General features: G+C 43.1%; 11 protein-coding genes. 2 read left to right on the top strand and 9 right to left on the bottom strand.

The features are described from left to right. Positions 1 to 39: 39 nt before the first annotated feature. The 5 genes from dnaX to AC2SLM_RS02095 all read right to left on the bottom strand — a co-directional run bounded on the left by dnaX (position 40) and on the right by AC2SLM_RS02095 (position 8387). Positions 40 to 2205, bottom strand: a complete 2166-nt coding sequence (gene dnaX, locus AC2SLM_RS02115; RefSeq protein WP_486551694.1) for a DNA polymerase III subunit gamma/tau — start codon at positions 2203 to 2205, stop codon at positions 40 to 42. Between the two features lie 78 nt (positions 2206 to 2283). Continuing rightward, positions 2284 to 3813, bottom strand: coding sequence for a hypothetical protein (locus AC2SLM_RS02110; RefSeq protein ID WP_486551692.1), 1530 nt, complete (start codon positions 3811 to 3813; stop codon positions 2284 to 2286). Positions 3814 to 4100: 287 nt separating this feature from the next. Further along, positions 4101 to 5630: a lysine--tRNA ligase gene (gene lysS / locus AC2SLM_RS02105; protein ID WP_486551690.1), complete on the bottom strand. Its 1530-nt coding sequence runs from the start codon at positions 5628 to 5630 to the stop codon at positions 4101 to 4103. 116 nt (positions 5631 to 5746) lie between these two features. Next, positions 5747 to 6841, bottom strand: a complete 1095-nt coding sequence (prfA, locus tag AC2SLM_RS02100; RefSeq protein ID WP_486551688.1) for a peptide chain release factor 1 — start codon at positions 6839 to 6841, stop codon at positions 5747 to 5749. Positions 6842 to 7241: 400 nt separating this feature from the next. Further along, complete coding sequence (locus AC2SLM_RS02095) at positions 7242 to 8387, bottom strand: beta-ketoacyl-ACP synthase III (RefSeq protein ID WP_486551687.1); 1146 nt, start codon at positions 8385 to 8387, stop codon at positions 7242 to 7244. Positions 8388 to 8630: 243 nt separating this feature from the next. Here AC2SLM_RS02095 and AC2SLM_RS02090 point away from each other — a divergent pair, with 243 nt between their 5' ends. After that, entirely contained in the window at positions 8631 to 9242 is a 612-nt protein-coding gene (locus AC2SLM_RS02090) for an AAA family ATPase (protein ID WP_486551685.1), read from the top strand. A 97-nt stretch (positions 9243 to 9339) separates the two neighbouring features. On the opposite strand, the gene trpB is transcribed toward AC2SLM_RS02090, so the two are convergent. Next, entirely contained in the window at positions 9340 to 10548 is a 1209-nt protein-coding gene (trpB, locus tag AC2SLM_RS02085; RefSeq protein WP_486551731.1) for a tryptophan synthase subunit beta, read from the bottom strand. A gap of 528 nt (positions 10549 to 11076) precedes the next feature. On the opposite strand from trpB, the gene AC2SLM_RS02080 reads away from it, so the two are divergent. Then, positions 11077 to 12168: an alpha-hydroxy acid oxidase gene (locus AC2SLM_RS02080; protein WP_486551683.1), complete on the top strand. Its 1092-nt coding sequence runs from the start codon at positions 11077 to 11079 to the stop codon at positions 12166 to 12168. Positions 12169 to 12307: 139 nt separating this feature from the next. Here the strand turns inward: AC2SLM_RS02080 and AC2SLM_RS02075 are convergent, their stop codons facing one another. The 3 genes from AC2SLM_RS02075 to hrpA all read right to left on the bottom strand — a co-directional run bounded on the left by AC2SLM_RS02075 (position 12308) and on the right by hrpA (position 18762). After that, positions 12308 to 13207 carry an alpha-glutamyl/putrescinyl thymine pyrophosphorylase clade 3 protein gene (locus AC2SLM_RS02075; protein WP_486551681.1) on the bottom strand — a complete coding sequence of 300 codons (900 nt, stop codon included), beginning with the start codon at positions 13205 to 13207 and terminating at the stop codon, positions 12308 to 12310. A 4-nt stretch (positions 13208 to 13211) separates the two neighbouring features. Beyond that, a complete protein-coding gene (locus AC2SLM_RS02070; RefSeq protein ID WP_486551729.1) occupies positions 13212 to 13478 on the bottom strand; it encodes a GIY-YIG nuclease family protein in 267 nt (88 codons plus the stop codon). Positions 13479 to 14520: 1042 nt separating this feature from the next. Further along, complete coding sequence (gene hrpA, locus AC2SLM_RS02065; RefSeq protein WP_486551727.1) at positions 14521 to 18762, bottom strand: ATP-dependent RNA helicase HrpA; 4242 nt, start codon at positions 18760 to 18762, stop codon at positions 14521 to 14523. Positions 18763 to 19710 lie beyond the last annotated feature (948 nt).

Raw genomic sequence — 19710 nt, 5'->3', positions numbered from 1 at the left:
GATTTCCTAAACTAAAAAAATATTGTTGTGTGGATACATCTATTTTGTATCTAATAGCTTAAGATTGGTAATCTGACCCTTAAATTGTTGCACTAATTTTTGCATTACTGGACTTTGTAAAATCAGCTTTTCTGCCGTAGTTTTGGCTTTTATTTCCCGAGATTTTTGCCGATTCTGTGGTAATAAGTCAGAACTTTCGGTATTGAGTGACTTATCAATGGCAATAGATACCTCAGCACCGAACTGCTCAGCCAGATAACTGGCCAAATGTCTAAAGATACCTTGCATGTTTTTGGTGTCGAAAGCGACTTTAAATTCGCTGCGTCCATTAATCTCACCGGTCATCAACCCTTGTCGGGCCATAGCAAGCTGGTCCTGCCCAAGCCACCCTGACGCACGTGCCGTCTGCAACCAGTAATCCCATTTATCTGGTGTCCACTCCCCTGTCAGCTCAACAGGCTGACATTTTAATAAGACTCTAGGATCATTGACTTCCAGATGAAGCGCTTGTTGACTGTCTTCTTCAGCCGCTACTTCTGCAATCGATGCAGTCTTCGTCTCTAGCTGTAAATCAAATGTGTCAGATGCACCTTGCTCATGCTCGGCAATAACAGAGGCTTCTTCAATTGAGGATTGCAGCCTAGAATCATTATCCGTCTGCTGCGGTGACTGTGGCGAATCTTCTGTCGTTTGCGCAGTAGCAGATTCTGGTGGCATTACCTGTGCTGGTGGCTGCAATAATTCAGACTCAGGCATCGGTACTGATTCAACTAAAGCCTGTGTTTGCTGATTATTATGATTAACAACAGCTTCAGAACCTTGCTTTTGATGTGATGCCTCTAAATTACTTGATAGCTCAAGATTTTGCTCAGGGGCTGGTTCATTTTCAAATGCTTTATTATCATTAATATCCACCGTGTTTATATTTTGTGGATTTATGCTATCAGCATCTAGATTCTCATTATTAATAGAAGGCTCAACTGCTGTATTTGAATCGGAATTATCGAGTGTTTCAGTATCTTGAGGTGCACTATCATATGTAGCCGGTGCATAATGAACCTGAGTAGGCTGTTGAGCTACTTGGCTTTGTGCCACAGGTACTTCATTCGTCGCTAATGGTCTGAACGCTAGTAGTCTTAACAGGCACATCTCTAAAGCTTGCAGCGGTGTGTTCGCCAGTTTAATCTGCTCACGGCCTTGTATCACAATCTGATAATACAGCTGCAATACATCTGGCGTGATAATACGCGCAAGCTCCCCTATTTGCTGCGCCTGTTTGTCATTTACATTTAGTGATACATTTGGTAGCAGCTGCTGCATGGCAATTTGATGTAGTAGTTCAGCCAGACCATCAAACATACTGCCAGCATCTACCAATTGCGAACGCATTTGTTCAATATGTGCAGAGACCGACTCGGTATTGCCTTGATAAATATCTAATAATAAACTGACCAAATCAGCACTATCGATAAGACCCAGCATATCATTAACGGTCTCATCGGTTAATCCACCTTGACCAAAAGCAATCGCTTGATCGGTCAACGACAAAGCATCACGCACTGATCCTTTAGCTGCATTAGCTAGTTGCCATAATGCCGGCTGCGTATAGTCCACACCTTCTTGAGTTAACAAATTCGCCAAATGCTCTGTGATGGCTTGCTGCGGCAAGGGGCGTAATACAAACTGCAAGCAGCGACTAATAATAGTAATCGGCAGCTTTTGAGGATCGGTCGTGGCTAATAAGAATTTAACGTGTTCTGGTGGCTCTTCTAACGTCTTTAGTAAGGCGTTAAAGCTGTGCGTCGATAACATGTGCACTTCATCAATTAGATAGACTTTGTATCGACCCTGCGTCGGCGCATAAGGCACATTATCAATCAGCTCTCGCGTGTCCTCTACTTTGGTTCGAGAAGCCGCATCAATTTCAATTAAATCAATAAAGCGGCCTTGATCAATGGCCACACAGCTATTACATACCCCGCACGGTGTGCTGGTAATCCCAGTTTCGCAGTTTAAGCACTTAGATAAAATACGCGCAATTGTGGTTTTACCGACACCACGGGTTCCGGTAAATAAATAAGCATGGTGCAATCGGTTATGGTCGATAGCATTAATGAGCGCCTTAGACACATGCGTTTGTCCAACTAGCTCATGAAAGTTTTTGGGGCGGTACTTTCGTGCTAAAACTTGATACTGCTGAGACATAATGGACAACCAAACCTATATAATTAACATGCAAATTTTAAATACGCGCAATTGCTTTGCGCTAATAATGACCGGCTATTAAGCGTTACCGGCCAGTGTTTGCGCCTGTTGATAATAGTGTCTTTCTACATCTGACATCTCTGAACCTGACTGATGGAAAATATCCATCTGTACCGTCACATTACCCTTGCCATCATGTTGCGACATATCAAAGCCTAAAATAAAGTACTCTGACATAGCAGGATCTTGTAACTGTGCATTGATGTCCATTAACATACTGCTGTAGTTTTGCTCAATGGCACTACGTGAATACTCTGCATCAGCATCAAGCCCGTACACAACGATCACATAGTGAATACCAAAGTCGTTATAAGAATGCTGATGACTTAAATAACCCTGACGGCACTCTTCATTTGAGCGTTTCTCATAAGCCACCATCTCCTCCATAATACTCATGCGCGTATACATGGATTCATTGACCAATAGCTTAACTTGATTAACCGGAATGGTATCTTCCGCTTGATGACGACGCTTGGTTGCGCCATTTAAAAGCTTCTGGAACATAGACGCATAACGCTGTAAATCTTGTACTATCTTGGCTTTACTTGCTAACGCTGCCTCACCTTGTGACTCAGGGTGAGTCAGATTTATCAAACGAGTTTCTACTTTGGCCAATAAGCCAATCTCCACGAGCTTCTCTTGAACCGCTACTGCCCGTGCAAAGAACTCAGGACTACCCAAGAACTCATTTGCCAGTTCAAGCTCGCTATTGAAATCTTGGTAATCTACCAACTTAGGCAAGTGATAATCGAAGAAACTGAGGATATCGCTTGGGGTTTGCATCAGATTAACAATCTGATAGAAGCTATTTAAGCTAAATAGCTGTAACACCTTGCTTTGATCATCCAAATCAAGCACACAATCTTCTTGGAAGAATACGCTGCCATATTCGTGCTCAATCTGAAAACTTTGATCACCGGTGTGTACATGTAGTGAGGTCAGACCTAAATAATGCACTTTATCTAATTCATCCTCGGCTTCTACATCTAACAGCGCTAAGCGGTCGCGAATTTGTTGGAAACGCTTGGTAATATGAGTCGCTGCTTTTTGCTTAAGCTTAGCAAGCTCTTTTTTAGGTAGCTCTTTGCTATCCACAAATAAGTCTTCTTGTTGCACCAAGACATACAAACGTTGAGCTCCAATATTAAAGGCATAATCAAACAGACCGGCACCAACAAAGTCATCTTGCATCTGCATATAGACTGAGAAAAAGGTGCGGTGAAACATACCCGTCCAATCAAATTCCACTGACTTTTTTGGTGCCACTTTAGGCTGAGGTTTCGCCTCAGGCTTTGGCTTACTACCGCCTTCAGACAGTGGGCTAATCAATGGTCGTGTACTTGAGGGTTTGGCACTAGAGGCTGCTGTGCTATCAGAGTTGTTTGTGCTTTTTTGGGTCTTCACTGTGACCGTCTCTTGAGTATCTGCTGCTTGTACCTGGACTTGGTCATTTGCTTCAGCAGGCGCATCTGTTTCTGAGGCAGCATAATGCTTAGTGCCTTTATTTAGAGAAACACTTTTTATCTTTTGGGCAGAGTAATTTGCCATAACATCCCTTTACTTAATTATGAACATGAGATAGATAGTTAACGATTATTACTATACCGTTTTTTTGGTAGCGTTGCACTGATGTCAATGCGTTTATTGCATTCTTTAATTAAGCCTGTTATCAAAATAATGCGAATTGACTTAACCAATCAGCGATTGGTAACTTTTATCTGAACTAAAAAATATAGGACTGCATACGAGAAGCAGTCCTATACTGTTAATTAACCAAAACCACCATTAGAATTTTAATAATAAATCATTAAAACTCAAAGCAGATTATGCAGGTATTACTGGTTTTTCATACGCATGTGCGGGAATAAAATCACATCGCGAATGCTGGCAGCATCAGTAAACAGCATCACTAAACGGTCGATACCAATACCCTCACCCGCTGTTGGCGGTAGGCCATACGATAAGGCTTCGATATAGTCTGCATCAAAATGCATTGCTTCATCATCACCAGCGTCTTTTTCAGCCACTTGGTTCTGGAAACGCTCTGCTTGGTCCGCTGGGTCATTAAGCTCACTAAAACCGTTAGCAATTTCACGGCCACCGATGAATAGTTCAAAGCGATCAGTAATTTCTGGATTCTCATCGTTACGGCGAGCCAGTGGTGAGGTTTCCGCTGGGTACTCGGTAATAAAGGTTGGCTGACGCAGTTTATGCTCAGCGGTTTCTTCGAAGATAATGGTTTGCAGTTTACCGATACCAAAGCCTTCTTTAACCTGCTGCTTTAAGACGTTTTGCGCATAATTAGCTAAGTAGTCTCTGTCGTCTACTTTGCTAATATCAAAGTCATCAGCATATTTTGCAATCGCATCTTTCATGCTTAAACGCTCAAACGGTGCTTTTAAGCTGATACTCTCACCTTGATAGGTCAGCTCAGTGCTGCCTAGAATCTCATTTGCTAACTCATTGAATAGAAGCTCAGTCAAATCCATCAAGTCCTTATAATCAGCATAGGCTTGATAGAACTCAATCATGGTAAATTCAGGGTTGTGACGGGTTGAAACGCCTTCGTTACGGAAGCTGCGGTTAATTTCAAACACACGCTCAAAGCCGCCTACTACCAAGCGTTTTAGATAAAGCTCTGGGGCAATACGTAAATAAAGCGGCATATCTAATGCGTTATGGTGCGTGATAAACGGACGTGCCACTGCACCACCTGGAATTGGATGCATCATTGGCGTCTCTACTTCCATAAAGCGCTCGTTTAGCATGAATTTACGGATACCACTAACCACTTGACTGCGAATCATAAAGGTATCGCGGCTTGATTCATTGGTCATTAAATCTAGATGGCGATTACGATAACGCGCTTCGGTATCTGCTAGGCCATGGAATTTGTTAGGCATTGGGCGCAGTGATTTGGTCAGTAAAGTAATTTCTTCGATATGAACGTACAAATCACCTTTACCTGAGCGGCCAATGAAACCTGAAACACCGACGATGTCACCTAAATCCAGTGACTTAATCAGTGCTTTTGTATCGTCCGTTAACTCTTTACGGGCAACATATAACTGAATACGGCCCGTCATATCTTGGATAACCATAAATGAGCCACGGTTCAACATTACACGGCCCGCAACATTGACTTGAGTTTTATCACCGTTGGCTGCTTTTTCTTCAATCTCTTGCTTACTAATGCCTTCAAATTGCTTCTGCAAATCATCTGCATAATCGGTACGTTTAAACTTATTAGGATAAGCTACCTTGCCAGAAGCTGTGATTTCATCAAGCTTAGACTGACGCTGAGCGATAAGTTCATTGGCATCTTGGTTGTGATCTTGCTCATTATTTGCAGATTGCTTAGACATTATGTATTCCAAATTTATCTAAAGAGTGAGTTTCAGTCATTCAAAAATGACAGGTTATTATTTATAAAGTCATTTGAAAAGGGTATCAAGCTATGGGGGTTAAATAGTAGAAACTATTAACTGTCACCGCCGCCCACACTCGCCATTAAGTCAGCTTGGTGCTCACGGGTTAGCGCATCTAATAGCTCATCTAAATCACCTTCCATAATGGCATCTAACTTATATAAGGTTAAGTTAATACGATGATCAGTCATGCGCCCTTGCGGGAAGTTATAAGTACGAATACGCTCACTGCGGTCACCACTACCTACCAAGTCACGACGTAATGCATCCGCAGTGTCTACTTGCTCTTGCACCTTGGCTTGCTGGATACGTGCAATTAGCATTTGCATCGCTTTGGCACGGTTTTTGTGTTGGCTTCGCTCTTGCTGACATTCAGCGACTACGCCCGTTGGGATGTGGGTCAAACGTACTGCAGAGTCGGTGGTGTTAACATGCTGACCACCGGCGCCACTTGAGCGGAAAGTATCCATACGGATATCAGCTGGGTTTAAATCAACGGTATCATCAATTTTAACTTCTGGCATGACAGCAACCGTACAGGCTGAGGTATGCACGCGGCCTTGGCTTTCGGTATCTGGTACACGCTGTACACGGTGTGCGCCTGACTCAAACTTTAAGCGGCCGTAAACATCATTACCAGAGACACGGCTAATGATTTCTTTATAACCGCCATGCTCGCCCTCGTTAGCTGACAAAACTTCAATCGTCCAGCCTTGCGCTGATGCATAACGCTCATACATACGGAATAAATCGCCTGAGAAAATCGCCGCTTCATCACCGCCAGTACCGGCACGAATCTCTAAGAAGGCAGGTACTTTGTCATTCGGATCTTTTGGCAACATCATGACGTTCAGCTCTTCTTCCATCGCTTCGATGTCTGTTGTCGCTGTGTCAATCTCGTCCTGCATCATGGCCTTCATATCAGGATCCGATGCCTCTTTTAGCATCTCTTCAGCATCTTTTTTATCTTTTTCTGCCTGACTGTAGCGCTGCCACAAGGCTGTGATTTCAGATAAATCGCTGTGCTCCATTGAGAGCTCACGGAATTTGTTATTGTCACTGATAACATCAGGGTCAGATAATAAGGCAGTCACTTCTTCGAAGCGATCTACCATTTGATCTAGGCGTTCTCTTAACGAGTCTTTCATAAGTCATCTTTTATTTAGTGATGTGTTGTTTGGGGACACGTCATTCACGTATTGGGGTTAACTTTATCAACCCAATTTTATTCATATTGCCCTTTAATGAGGGCGATAGCATTATTCTACAAGCGTCAATCACACCGTCTAATTGAGCACTGGTCAATAATTAGCAGCCAAAGACACTGAAATTATCAAAGCTTTATGATGCGCAAGCCAGCATTAGCGTCTGTTATTTAATACAATAATAATGTGTGTGAAAACAAAGTCGGTAATTATACCAAATTTTGCATAAAATACCGACATTCCTGTTAACTGGCACTAAATTATATGCAAACGGTTATCTAAGTCGGCATATTCTGTCATAGTGACAAAGCCATCAGAGAACCGCCTGTATTAATATCGTCTACTATACTTTTCGAAGCAGCACAGAACCAATTGAATAACCGGCACCAAACGAGCACATCACACCTAAATCGCCTGATTGTAATTGGTCTTTATAACGGTGGAAGACAATCACTGGGCTTGCTGAACTGGTATTACCAAATTCATCGATAACCGTTGGTGTGATTGAAGAGTCGGCCTGCTTGCCAACCACACTACGCAAAATAAGGTTAATCATATTAATGTTAGCTTGATGCAGCCACATCATTTTGACCTCATCTGAGCCAAGATTGTTTTCTTCTAGATGCTCACTGATAATCTCAGAGACTTTCGGGCACACTTCACGGAATACCTTACGTCCATTTTGCAAAAACAGCTTATCGGTAACCGGTTCTTTTAGGTCATAATACAGCTCTGCTTCTGCTGCTAAATATTCGCTCTTATCTAAAAATCCGTATTCGTTTTTGATATTGGTTGAGAATTGAGTAAATAGCTTACTGTCAATAATCTCATAGCCTTTAGGTGTCTCAGAGGCTTCAATAATAGATGCTGTCGCTACATCACCAAAGATAAAGTGGCTATCACGATTGCGCCAGTTAAGATGCGCGGTGGTAATCTCTACGTTGACTACCGCAATTTTGCTACCAAGGCCTGCTTTGATAGAGCCGACCGCTTGTGCGATACCAAAGGTTGCCGCACTACAGGCCACATTCATGTCATAGGCAAAGCCGCCGACCATACCAATAGCGTCTTGAATCTCAATTGATAACGCAGGATACGCACGTGGCAAGTTAGAACACGCCACAATCACCCCATCCAAATCTGCACCGCTTAATCCGGCTTCATCAAGTGCTTGTTGCAGGGCATCAACACCCATCTCAGCCATCACAGATAGCTCTTCGCCCAAAACGCGAGCAGGTATCACGGGTGCCATGATTTCTGGGTCTAAAATACCTTTTTTGTCCATTACATAGCGTGATTTAATGCCAGAAACCTTTTCGATAAACTCGCTTGATGATTTCTCTAAGGCAATACGCTCACCACTGGCAATCTCATCAGCATACTTACTATTATAATTATCTACGTACTGGTTAAACGACTCAACAAGCTCATCATTACTGATGCTGTATGGCGGAATATATAATCCTGTCCCTGTAATATAAGTTTTCATACTGCTTCCTATTTTCTTAGCGCGTTAATGTTTAGCGTATTGAATAGACATGGCGGATATCTCAGCATAATCGATTAGGAACACCCTAAACTCAGTACATAAATATGCTACATTGCCTATTTGTTTGTCTATGAACTCAAGCATAATATTATGCCTGTTTTGCAGCTGTATTCCTAATCCTGTGTGTTTTAAATTCTTAATGACGCCTTACGCATTTTATCAAAGGACATCCTCTTACTACCTATGACCGATTCTAACACGCCTCAAAACAGCCTAATTGACCCCAAGATATTGGCGAATCAAAGTCTTAAGCAGTTAACCTTACCTTCGGTATTTAAGGTGCTTATTTTGGGTGCTGAGAGTACAGGTAAGACTACTTTATGCAAAGATTTGGCCGCGCATTTTGATACCACTTGGGCAGGTGAATATATGCGCCCCTATTTGCAGCAAAAATGGGATGACACTCAGACTTCTTGTGAATGGCAGGACTTAATGCCGATAGCATATGGCCAAGTGGCTCATGAAAACACTCAAACCGAGCGCGCCAATCGCTACCTGTTTTGCGACACGTCATTGTTTGAAATCATGGTGTATTCGTATTGGTATTACAATACCTGCCCTGAGCCGCTTGAGACAGCGGCGCTCACCCATCATTATGATTTAATTTTGCTCACTGAGGTTGATGTGCCCTGGGAGCCTGATGATTTGCGTGATGCACCGCACCAGCGTCATGAAATTAGCCAAACGTTTGCTGATATACTCATCAAATACAATAAACCGTTTAGGCGTATCGGTGGTAATCGTCAACAGCGGGTACAACAAGTGGCTCAGTGGCTTCACGAGCTCAACCCTTAAAACCACTACGAGCCTTTGAAGACATTGTTAATCGTTCTATAAAACATAAACCAGTTCTCATATCGATTACTTGCTTACCTCTTTACGGACTATAAAACTAAACTATGATATTTAACGAGTCATAGCTATCCACATCAATTTGCTCTAAAACATAATCGATGTCTTTATCACCGCGACCTGACAGATTCACTAAAATGCTCTGGTCCGGAGTCATAGTCTTAGCCGCTTTCATTGCATAAGCCACTGCATGTGACGACTCTAGTGCAGGAATAATCCCTTCTAGGCGAGACAGCGCCATAAATGCATCCAAACATTCCTTGTCGGTAACCGCTTCATAAGTCGCTAGATTTGCATCTTTTAAAAATGAATGCTGCGGACCAACGCCAGGATAATCTAGTCCTGATGCAATCGAATTCACGGGAGCCGGCTCACCATTTTCATCAAGTAGTACGTAGCATTTGAAGCCTTGTATCTCGCCTTTAACCCCTTTACTCATCGTAGCCGCATGATTTGGGGTATCTAGTCCCTCACCGGCTGGCTCGACACCTACTTTCTCGACCCCGTCATCATCCATAAAGCCGCTAAACATGCCCATCGCATTTGAGCCACCGCCCACGCAAGCCACCACTTTGTTAGGTAAATAACCAGTAGCACTTAAAAACTGCTCGCGCGCTTCGTGACCAATCACCGATTGAAAGTAGCTGACCATTTCAGGATAGGGCGCCGGACCCACAACAGAACCAATCGCAAACATACTGTTTTCGATATCCGCTAAATAGGCTTCAAAGGCACTATCGACTGCTTCTTTTAGCGTGCCGGCTCCACGTGATACCGGTACCAATTTTGCGCCTAAGATTTTCATACGGCTGACATTGGGATGCTCTTTTTTGATATCGACCACCCCCATATGAATTTCACACTCTACGCCCATTAGCGCTGCGGCGGTTGCCAATGCAACGCCATGTTGACCCGCTCCCGTTTCAGCGATGACTTTGGTTTTGCCCAGTTTTTTGGCCAGTAATACTTCACCTAAGCAGTGATTAATTTTATGGGCGCCGGTATGATTTAAATCTTCACGCTTTAGATATATCTGCGCGCCGCCACAATGCTCTGACAAACGCTTGGCGTGATAGACAGGGCTTGGACGTCCAACATACGTCTCGCGTAAACGCTTCATTTCGGTAATAAAGTCATCGTTTTTAATGATTTCGCGAAAGCCCACCTCTAACTCATCGAGGGCTTTGGCTAATTCTGGATGACCTATTTTGCCGCCGAACTCACCATATAAGCCCTGCTCGTTTGGCATGGTTGATTGATGCAGACCGTAGCCTGACCCTGCTATTTCATCTTGATGTCTTGCTGTCGTCATAATTCCACCCTTTTATTCATTTGGCCTTACGTCACTTTGTGTAAGAGTGCTGCTCATTTGGATGCTATTTTAACTATACGTTGTTTTAAAAATAAGTTGTTTTTATGTTCTAGTACAATGATACATATCTTAGAATAAGTCATTTGGTAGGTCAAGCGTTTTAATTTTCCAACGCATCGATTAACCTTAATTACTTTAGCTACCTTTATTAATTTAGCTAATGGGTACATTTACTGAACTAATATAAATTTGATACTCTAAAAGGGTATCGCTACGCATAAAACGTCTGCCCTATTAATACAACAAAACAACATTTAGCCACATTAGCTTCGCCATACTATTGACTTAAGTTTTTTAAACTGAAGGCTAATTCGGTAAATTATTCACCTTGAATATGACTTAAAATCCATATCGAATCGTTCAATAAAATAAGAACACGTTAAGTAAAAAAGGATATTAACTATTATGACAAACTCTATAAAAAGCTATGTTGATGACTATCAAATCAATGAGCTATCTGATGTGACTAACCTATTTGATTTTGATGTGTTGGCAAAAAAGCACATGTCAGATAATGCCTTTGCTTATGTCTCAACAGGCGCAGGCGAAGAGTTAACTTTCCATGGCAATCATAATGCGTTTGAGCGTATCAAGCTTAACCCAAAGGTCTTAAATGATGCGCATGAACTGGATACCAGTGTGACCTTATTTGGGGACAAAATGGATTACCCTATTATGGTCGACCCTTTTGCCTTTCAAAAACTAATGCATCCAGAAGGTGAGATTGCAACGGTAAGAGGCGCTGGCAAAGCCAATACAGCCTGTGCGATTAGCTCCTTTACCACCACATCGCTTGAAGAGATTCAAAAAGCAGCTACCACGCCTATTTGGTTTCAGTTGTATATTCAAGACGACTTAGACTTTGCCAAAAAGGTGCTTAAACAGGCCGAAGACTATGGCTGCCGTGCAGTTTGTATTACCCTAGACTCGGTCGCTGATGCCGTACGTAATAATGAGAAAAAGGCAGGTGGGTTCTCGTTACCAAAAGATTTAACTACTCCATATAAGATTGGCAGACCTGTGCCAGTGACTTGGAAAGTAGTAGCCGATATGATCGAATTTACTAAACTACCAGTTTTAATCAAAGGCGTGGTCAGTGCTGAGGATGCGCAGCGTGCAATAGATATCGGTGCAAAAGGCATTATCGTCTCTAACCATGGCGGCCGTAAGTTAGATGGTGCACCGCCTACGATTGAAGCTCTACCACGTGTGGTCAAACAAGTTGATGGTCGTATACCTGTGCTTATAGACGGCGGAATCAGACGCGGTACCGATGTGTTAAAAGCCATTGCTTTAGGCGCTGATGCGGTACTACTTGGTAAACCAATCGCTCAGGCATTGGGCGCCGCCGGTGCTGAAGGTGTCACCAAAGCCTTAAACATACTACAAACAGAGTTTGAATCTGCTATGAAACTGACCGGTCGCGATACCCTTGCCAGCATCGATCCTTCTGTTCTTTGGAAAGAGCCAACAGACAGTGACTTTCATACACTGTAGGTTTTTATACAAAATAGCCTTGTTTATATAAAACCCCTAATATGAACGGAACCCCCTACGTTATGTCAAACTTGCGGAGTTCAGTTCATAATAGGGGCTTTTTTATGTATTATCGAAAATCAACTACTTAATCGGTATTTCAGCATTCATGTGAAATATAGCGATTGGGCGACTTTTGCCAATGACAAATCGCCGCTTCCACCTGCTGATACCCCACATCCAGATAATCTGCTAATCCAATAGCATGATTGTCTAACTGGATATTATTTAGCATACCGAACAATAATTTAGCACCCCGTTTTGGTCCACTGGCTTCAGCGATATAACAGCTATCAGGTTCAACATCTGCCAATCCCAATTTGCCAAGTAAACATAGATACTCAAAGGTTGATAATCGTCCGAAGCGATAGATATTTTGGCGGATAATTGAATACAAGGTTTGAAAGTAAGCTTGCTTATCCATATCATTTTTACTTGGATTAAATAAAGCCCTATGCCCGCCCTGCTCATTTATAAAACTAATATAGCTACTAAATACCGCTGGTAACTGAGCTAACGACTCGTAAGCCCTATGATGACCAAATTTTGGTTTTGGGTGGTGCATGGCTAGTGCCTCCGAAACGGCTTGCAAGCACTCACCTACTAATGACACCTGCTCAGTTATAAATTGCCATGTCAGCTTTGATGCAGTTAGCCCGATACCACCATAAAGTAAGCGCATAAACGCCCAATTGGTTTCTGCACTGTCATTGGTATAAATTAGTAAGAAACTTAGCCAACAGGCCTCGTCATAGTCGCTATCTTTTAACAAGATAATCGCTTTAATAGGGTTAAAGTCGATTGATTGTGGGTCACAACAGGTTTGCGGCAGTTGCTGATTAAATAAAGCCTCAATCTGCTGTTCTTGTTTAATGCTGTCTAATAGCTGTAAGGCCAGTATTTCATAACTAATAGCTGGCAGTGTGTCCGCCAAATGGTGCGTACGCAAATACTGGCGGATATCATCAGCAAGCTGAATTGAAAGGTCAGGTGGGTGCATAGGCTTAATTTAAATTTAATCCGTATTGACGTGTCATTAATACGTTCTTCCAATGGTTTTCACGCTGTATTATTTCATCTTGGCTAGCATGAGTGTCTGCAATCTCTAAAATAGCATAGCTCAAACTATCTTGCCCTTGCAGTGACACCAGCTTTTTAAGTTCAACATTACCCCCATGACCATTTGCTACGTAATCAACCCAACGTTGCCAAATCCCCCCTTCACCAGTTGCACTGCCAACATATAACTTGCCAGTATTACTATCTGCTATTAAATATACACCTGCAACACTTGATAATGCTGACTTCTATGAAGGTAGTGCAAGATTAACTATCATCTTTAACTCGTTAAAACTTAGATGGACAGCTTTGAACCCTGGAAACTCGCCAATTGTCCGCCTCTCTTTAGTGATGTGATCTACAACTAAACTTTTAGCCCAATTTTCACTATTCAAGTAAGACTGCCGGCCAGGCCTGACAAAAGACACAACCAGCCGACCATTGAGCTCATGACATCTCATATTTTCAGTTAAGATGTATTTATAAAGAGGTGGGTCTAACTCATCATGATATTCTGGATTGCCTGATGATACATATACACCTGCAAACAGCCATGTATTGACATTATTAAGGTTTATCAGAGAGACAACATATTTTCTAGGAAAATTTTTTCTTGTCTGCCAGCATTGCCACTCTTCAAACTGACCTTGTTAATAAACTTCTAATGGATCTTCTTCACCATTCCAACCTGCCAAATGGAGTTTGGCGTTTCCTGGTGTAATATCTGGATTTAGGATGTTTAAAATATCGAAAAGCTTCATTGTTGTCCTTGTAGCAGAGTATAGTCAAAGAAGTTGGTGATGCGAGTATGTTAACCACATAAAATGTACCCTGCCCCTATTAGCCCCTAATAGGATACGAGACCCCACATTCTATAAGCAACATATATGGACATCGCTGGGTGTCGTTACCTCCACCTCAGCCTACAAACCATATCCTGCAAGGGTTTACGTTCTTTTATGTTTGCACGATTTGTAGGTTGGTGTCGAGGTGCGAGATTCAACATTTGACGGAAGAAACGTGTTTTACTTATGCATTGAATGTGGCCGTGGAATGCGGTTTAGCCTCGATTGAAGCGGATATACTGGCTGGCAGGACGCGATGCAGACGGTTGCGCTGCGCTGGCTCACGAAGTAAGAGACAGCACAGCGCTTAGCGACTGCTGCGTCATGACGGACAGATAGTAGCGAAAAGCGAGATCAGCTCCAAAGAAATCAGCTTGTAATGTGTTTGTTGAATCATCGGCTAGAACGATTACTTACGCGCATTCACCTTCGCCCACATCCGCTCAAGACGCTTCTGTGATACCGCTTGACGGGTCTTCATCGGCTGCGCAAACAGCTGAATACGAAACTCTTCAACCAGCCAACGATACTCACTGATGCTTTCGTCATCTGCTCGACCACCGAGACGCTCCATGTGCACATCTAACTCATACACTGCATCCAAATCACCTTCTAGGTTATGTTCAAGGCGCTCAATGCGAATCTCTAATGCCTCTAAATAACGCGGATATTGCTGCCAATGCTCATAATCCATGCGGTACACAAAGTCAGACAAATGTAAGTCATCAAGCTGATCTTCTATATCATCAATCGACTCGCCAAAGATTTCACGGTCCAGCATTAACAAGCTACGGCGAATACGCTGCCAACGTGCATACACATCTCGTAGCAGTTTAAGCACCGTTTGCCCTTCTAATAAAAACTGTGCCAATACCGCTTTAGATGTCTTCTCAAAGTCTGTTTCATCCAGTGGTAATTGCGCGGCAAGCTTTTGTGCAACCTCATCAGCATTATCTGGTAGCAGCTCGTCATGATCTTTAAATCGTGGCGCGTGTGCTTCCATTGCGGAATCTAACGTGGCATCGATAACAATGGTTTTTAACTTCTCCATATCGCCTAAAGGTGCGAAGGCAAGCTTAAAGGTTTTATCAATCTGACTGGTCAGCTGTTTTTGTTTTGCGCCTAATTGCAATCTGATGAGCGTTAATACCCCTTTGCGATGCGCTTTTAGTGCAGCGGTCACATCAGTAAACTGATGCGTGGTCACCGCTTCGCCGGCTTCGTCCGCGACTAGGGCAGAAAACTCTTTCATCACCACGCCAGCGCTATGACGATTTTTGCTGAATTTAAAATGCTCAGGAAAATCAGTATGCACGCCTTGACTGTCCGCACTAGAGCTGACTGATTGGCTAGTCTCACTAGCATGACGCTGTTGTAAGGCCTTTAAATCACGTCCCTTTTCAATGACTCGTTTTTTGTCATCAACCACGCAAATTTGTGGCTGCAAATAGCGGTCAATAGAAGACGGATTAAAATCATTTGGCGTCACCCCAAGCACACCGCGACGTTGCAGCGCTTGGCATAACTGATTGAGCAGACCCACTTGATGGTTTTTTTCTAACTCATCATAAAGACTCTCAGCCGTATCTGGAATCGGTACAATTTTGCGGCGAATGTCTTTTGGCAAAGACTTTAACAATTGCAGTACCAACTCATAGCGCCAACCAGGCACCCCCCACAGTAGCTCAACAGCATCAAGCTGAGGGAGTGCGGCTAGTGGCACACGAATGGTGACCCCGTCATCTTCAGACGCCGGATCAAAGACATATTTTAAAGGCAGTTTTAAGTCGCCTAGTTGCCAAATTTCAGGAAATTCACCCGTAGTTGGCGCTGTTTCTTTGAGCACATCTTCATCGGTAAAGAACAAGAATCTAGGATCTTCTTTTTCGATCTCAGCACGCCAATCTTCAAACGCTTTGCGACTGGCAATATGCTCAGGCACTTTACGCTCATAAAACTGATATAAATCTTCTTCATCAACCAGCAAATCACGGCGGCGCAGCTTGTCTTCGATACGCTCAACATCCGCGATTTTATCCAAGTTATGCTGCAAAAATGGCGCTTGACGACCTAGATTACCAGTCACTAAACCATCACGGATAAAAATTTCACGGGATTCTTCTAGGTTTATCTGCTCATAGTTAGTCAGCTGCTTGGCGACCACAATAAGCCCAAACAAGCTAATCTGTGCATAGGCCCTTACTCGGCCAGTCTTTTTCGACCAATGCGGCTCGAAGTAATGATATTTAAGCAAATTGCCTGCTGCAGAGATAATCCACTCGGGCTCAATTTTAGCCACAGTACGCATAAACACTTGCGAGGTTTCGACAATCTCAAATGCCATCACCCAAGGTGGCACTTGCTTAAATACAGTACTTGCTGGGAAAATTTTGGCTTTTTGTTGTTGCGCCGCTAGATACTCACCTCGCTGATCGGTTTTGTGTGCAATGACAGACAGCAAGCCAGTTAATAACGCTCGATGTAAATTAGCGTATTTTACTGCACGCACTTCCTCATCAATCTCATCATTTTCGCCAGAGACTAGATTGTCGGCAATATTTTTGGCAACTTTAATATTTTGCTTAAGCGCAGGCGTATTTTTCGAGCCTTTTTTACCAGCTTTAGTATTAGAGTGTTTGGCATTCGCCTGTTCGATTGCTAGTGGTTTGTTTTGCTTTTGAGTGCCAGAATCACTGAGCAGTTTTAAATCCACGACCATCTGTTCAAGCTGACGATAGGTCTTCTCCCACTCACGCAGACGCGGAAAGCTCAAATAATGCTTTTTGGCGAATGCTTTACGTTGACTGTTGGTTAGCTTGTTACTACCGCCCTCATACAGTGCTTTCCATAGGCTTAAATAGAAAAGAAAGTCTGAGTCTTCTTGACGGAATATGGCATGTTTTTGATCGGCTTGAGCACGTTTTTCAGCAGGACGCTCACGCGGATCTTGCACCGCAAGCGCTGCTACAATAATCAACATCTCAAGCATGCAATCAAAGTCACTACCGGCCACCAACATACGCGCCAGTCTTGGGTCAATTGGCATACGTGCCATATTTTGACCAACACGAGTCAGCTTCACATCATTAAGCGTTTGCTTGGCAATTGGCTTTTTGCTGTCTGGCTGTTTTGGCGCAAGCGCACCCAATTCATCAAGCAGCTTACGGCCATCTTTGACTAGACGGCTATCAGGTGGCTCAATAAAATCAAAATTCTCAACCGTACCCAAACGCAGGCTTGCCATTTGCAAAATAACTGAGGCTAAATTGGTACGTAGGATTTCAGGTTCGGTATATTCTGGGCGACTGGCAAAGTCTTCTTCCGAATACAGACGAATACAAACACCGGGGGCTACACGGCCACAGCGACCTTTACGCTGATTGGCAGCCGCTTGTGAGATGGCTTCAATCGGTAAACGCTGCACGCGTGAGCGATATGAATATCGTGAAATACGGGCAAAGCCCAAATCAATCACATAGCGGATACCCGGTACCGTTAATGCGGTCTCTGCCACGTTGGTGGCAATCACGATACGTCGGCCTCGACCGGATGGCTTAAAAATACGCTGCTGCTCAGCATAAGATTGCCTTGCAAATAGTGGCAGCACCTCAGTATGACGCGGCCCGTGTGCAATCAGCACTTCTTGCATTTCCCGGATTTCAGCTTCAGTTGCGGCAAATATCAGAATATCGGCATGTTCAGGATGCCCTTTTGCTACAGCATCATCGAAGCACTCTTCTACTGCAGCGACCACAGCGCGTGGCAAGTTATCCTCAAAATCATCATAGCTGTCGTCGTCTGAGCTACTCACCGGTGTATCGGTTAACGGACGATAACGCACTTCTACTGGATAACCACGGCCTTCCACATCAATAACCGGTGCTGGCACCATTTTCTTTTTGGCTTTGTCGTATTGAGCAAAGTACTCACTAAAGCGGCCGGTATCTAACGTCGCTGAAGTAATAATCACTTTTAAATCTGGACGCTTAGGCAATAGCTGCTTTAAATAGCCCATAATAAAGTCGATATTCAGGCTACGCTCATGCGCCTCATCAATAATAATCGTATCGTAACGGGTTAAGAATCGGTCATGACCAAGCTCGGCAAGCAAGATACCATCGGTCATTAGTTTCACCACGGACTTTGCGGTACCTTGCTCGTTAAAACGAATCTTAAAGCTGACGGTATCACCAAGCTGCTCTTCAAGCTCTTCAGCAATACGGTTTGCCACACTACGCGCTGCGAGTCGTCTTGGCTGCGTATGTCCAATTTGACCAGTAATACCGCGTCCTGCCATCATCGCAAGCTTAGGCAGCTGCGTGGTTTTACCCGAACCGGTCTCACCTGCGACGATAACCACTTGATGGTCAATAATGGCCTGAACGATATCTTCAGCTCGTTTACTAACCGGCAAATCATGATTAAGTCGTGCCGGCATATTAGATGGAATACTATCCATACGCTCTTTGACCACTTGCTGCGAGCGCTGCTTTACTTTATCGAATTTGGCTTTCTTTTCTGCCAATACTTTTTCAGGGGTGTTTTTATTAGGTCGCTTCAGCTCTCTTTCTAAACGACTTAGAAAGTGGCGGTCTTTGGCAAGTACAGGTAGCTCATGCTGTCGGTCGTCTTGTTGCTTATTGGGTTGCATACTAGACGCAGAAGTTTCAGATGTCATAAAAGCGTTATCATTGGTATGGTTTGAGGGTTTTGTATTTGAATGAGGATTACTTGAAGATAGGCTTGATGAATTATTTTCTGGCATTGGCTTAGGCTATTTATTATAAAGGAGGTTTTGTTTATTGATGAGGGTGATAAGGCGATAAATCAAGGATTATGACGGGTATAGTCATCGAGCCGACGTAGAAGTTATACCTTTCTCTATAAAACAACCTATCCATTTAAGACTCGGTCAAGCTCACTAACCCTACTACTTGTCGCGTTTAATTTATTGCGTGAGAACTTGCCTTTCAAGTTTGGTTCATTTTCTATATTTGATATCAAATGTATGGAGACTGGATATCATGTAAGAGTGCGTCATCAAGGCATATCGTTCACTTTACCTCTGTTATGTATACAGGATTTTGTCGCTGTAGGTCATGTAATATAAGCCATGTGGCAAATGCTTAGCCCCGATTGTAGCGGATATACTGCTTAGAGAGACGAGTTGCAGTGGCTTGATTTGACGCGGCGCACGAAGTAAGCGACTCGTCAACTCTTAGCCAATGCCTCACATCGATAAGTAGATAGTAGCGAAAGCGGGAATGGCTCCATAAACCCTAACTACTTTTAATAATCTACTTTTATGTATTAAATATTAAATCCCTAAACTCTTTAGCTTCTTAATATTTAAATAACCGACATAGTCTTTATCTTCACTGACTGGCCGGCCATGACTCTCATCGCTATCAATCGGTGAAATAACAATTTTGCCTGAAGTCTTACTATAAGTAAGCAGACCGTTGACATCCTATATCTCATTAACATCTACCTGCATTTTTCATCGATATGCGAGGCGCCATTGATGATAGAGTCTGGGTCATTTACACTGAACATATTTTAAAGAAAGCGACTCATGAGGTCGCTTTCATTTGAAATG

Source organism: Psychrobacter sp. CX16 (assembly GCF_057396245.1).
The sequence above is the reverse complement of the archived record's forward strand: the minus strand, read 5'-3'. Positions and strand labels throughout refer to the sequence as shown.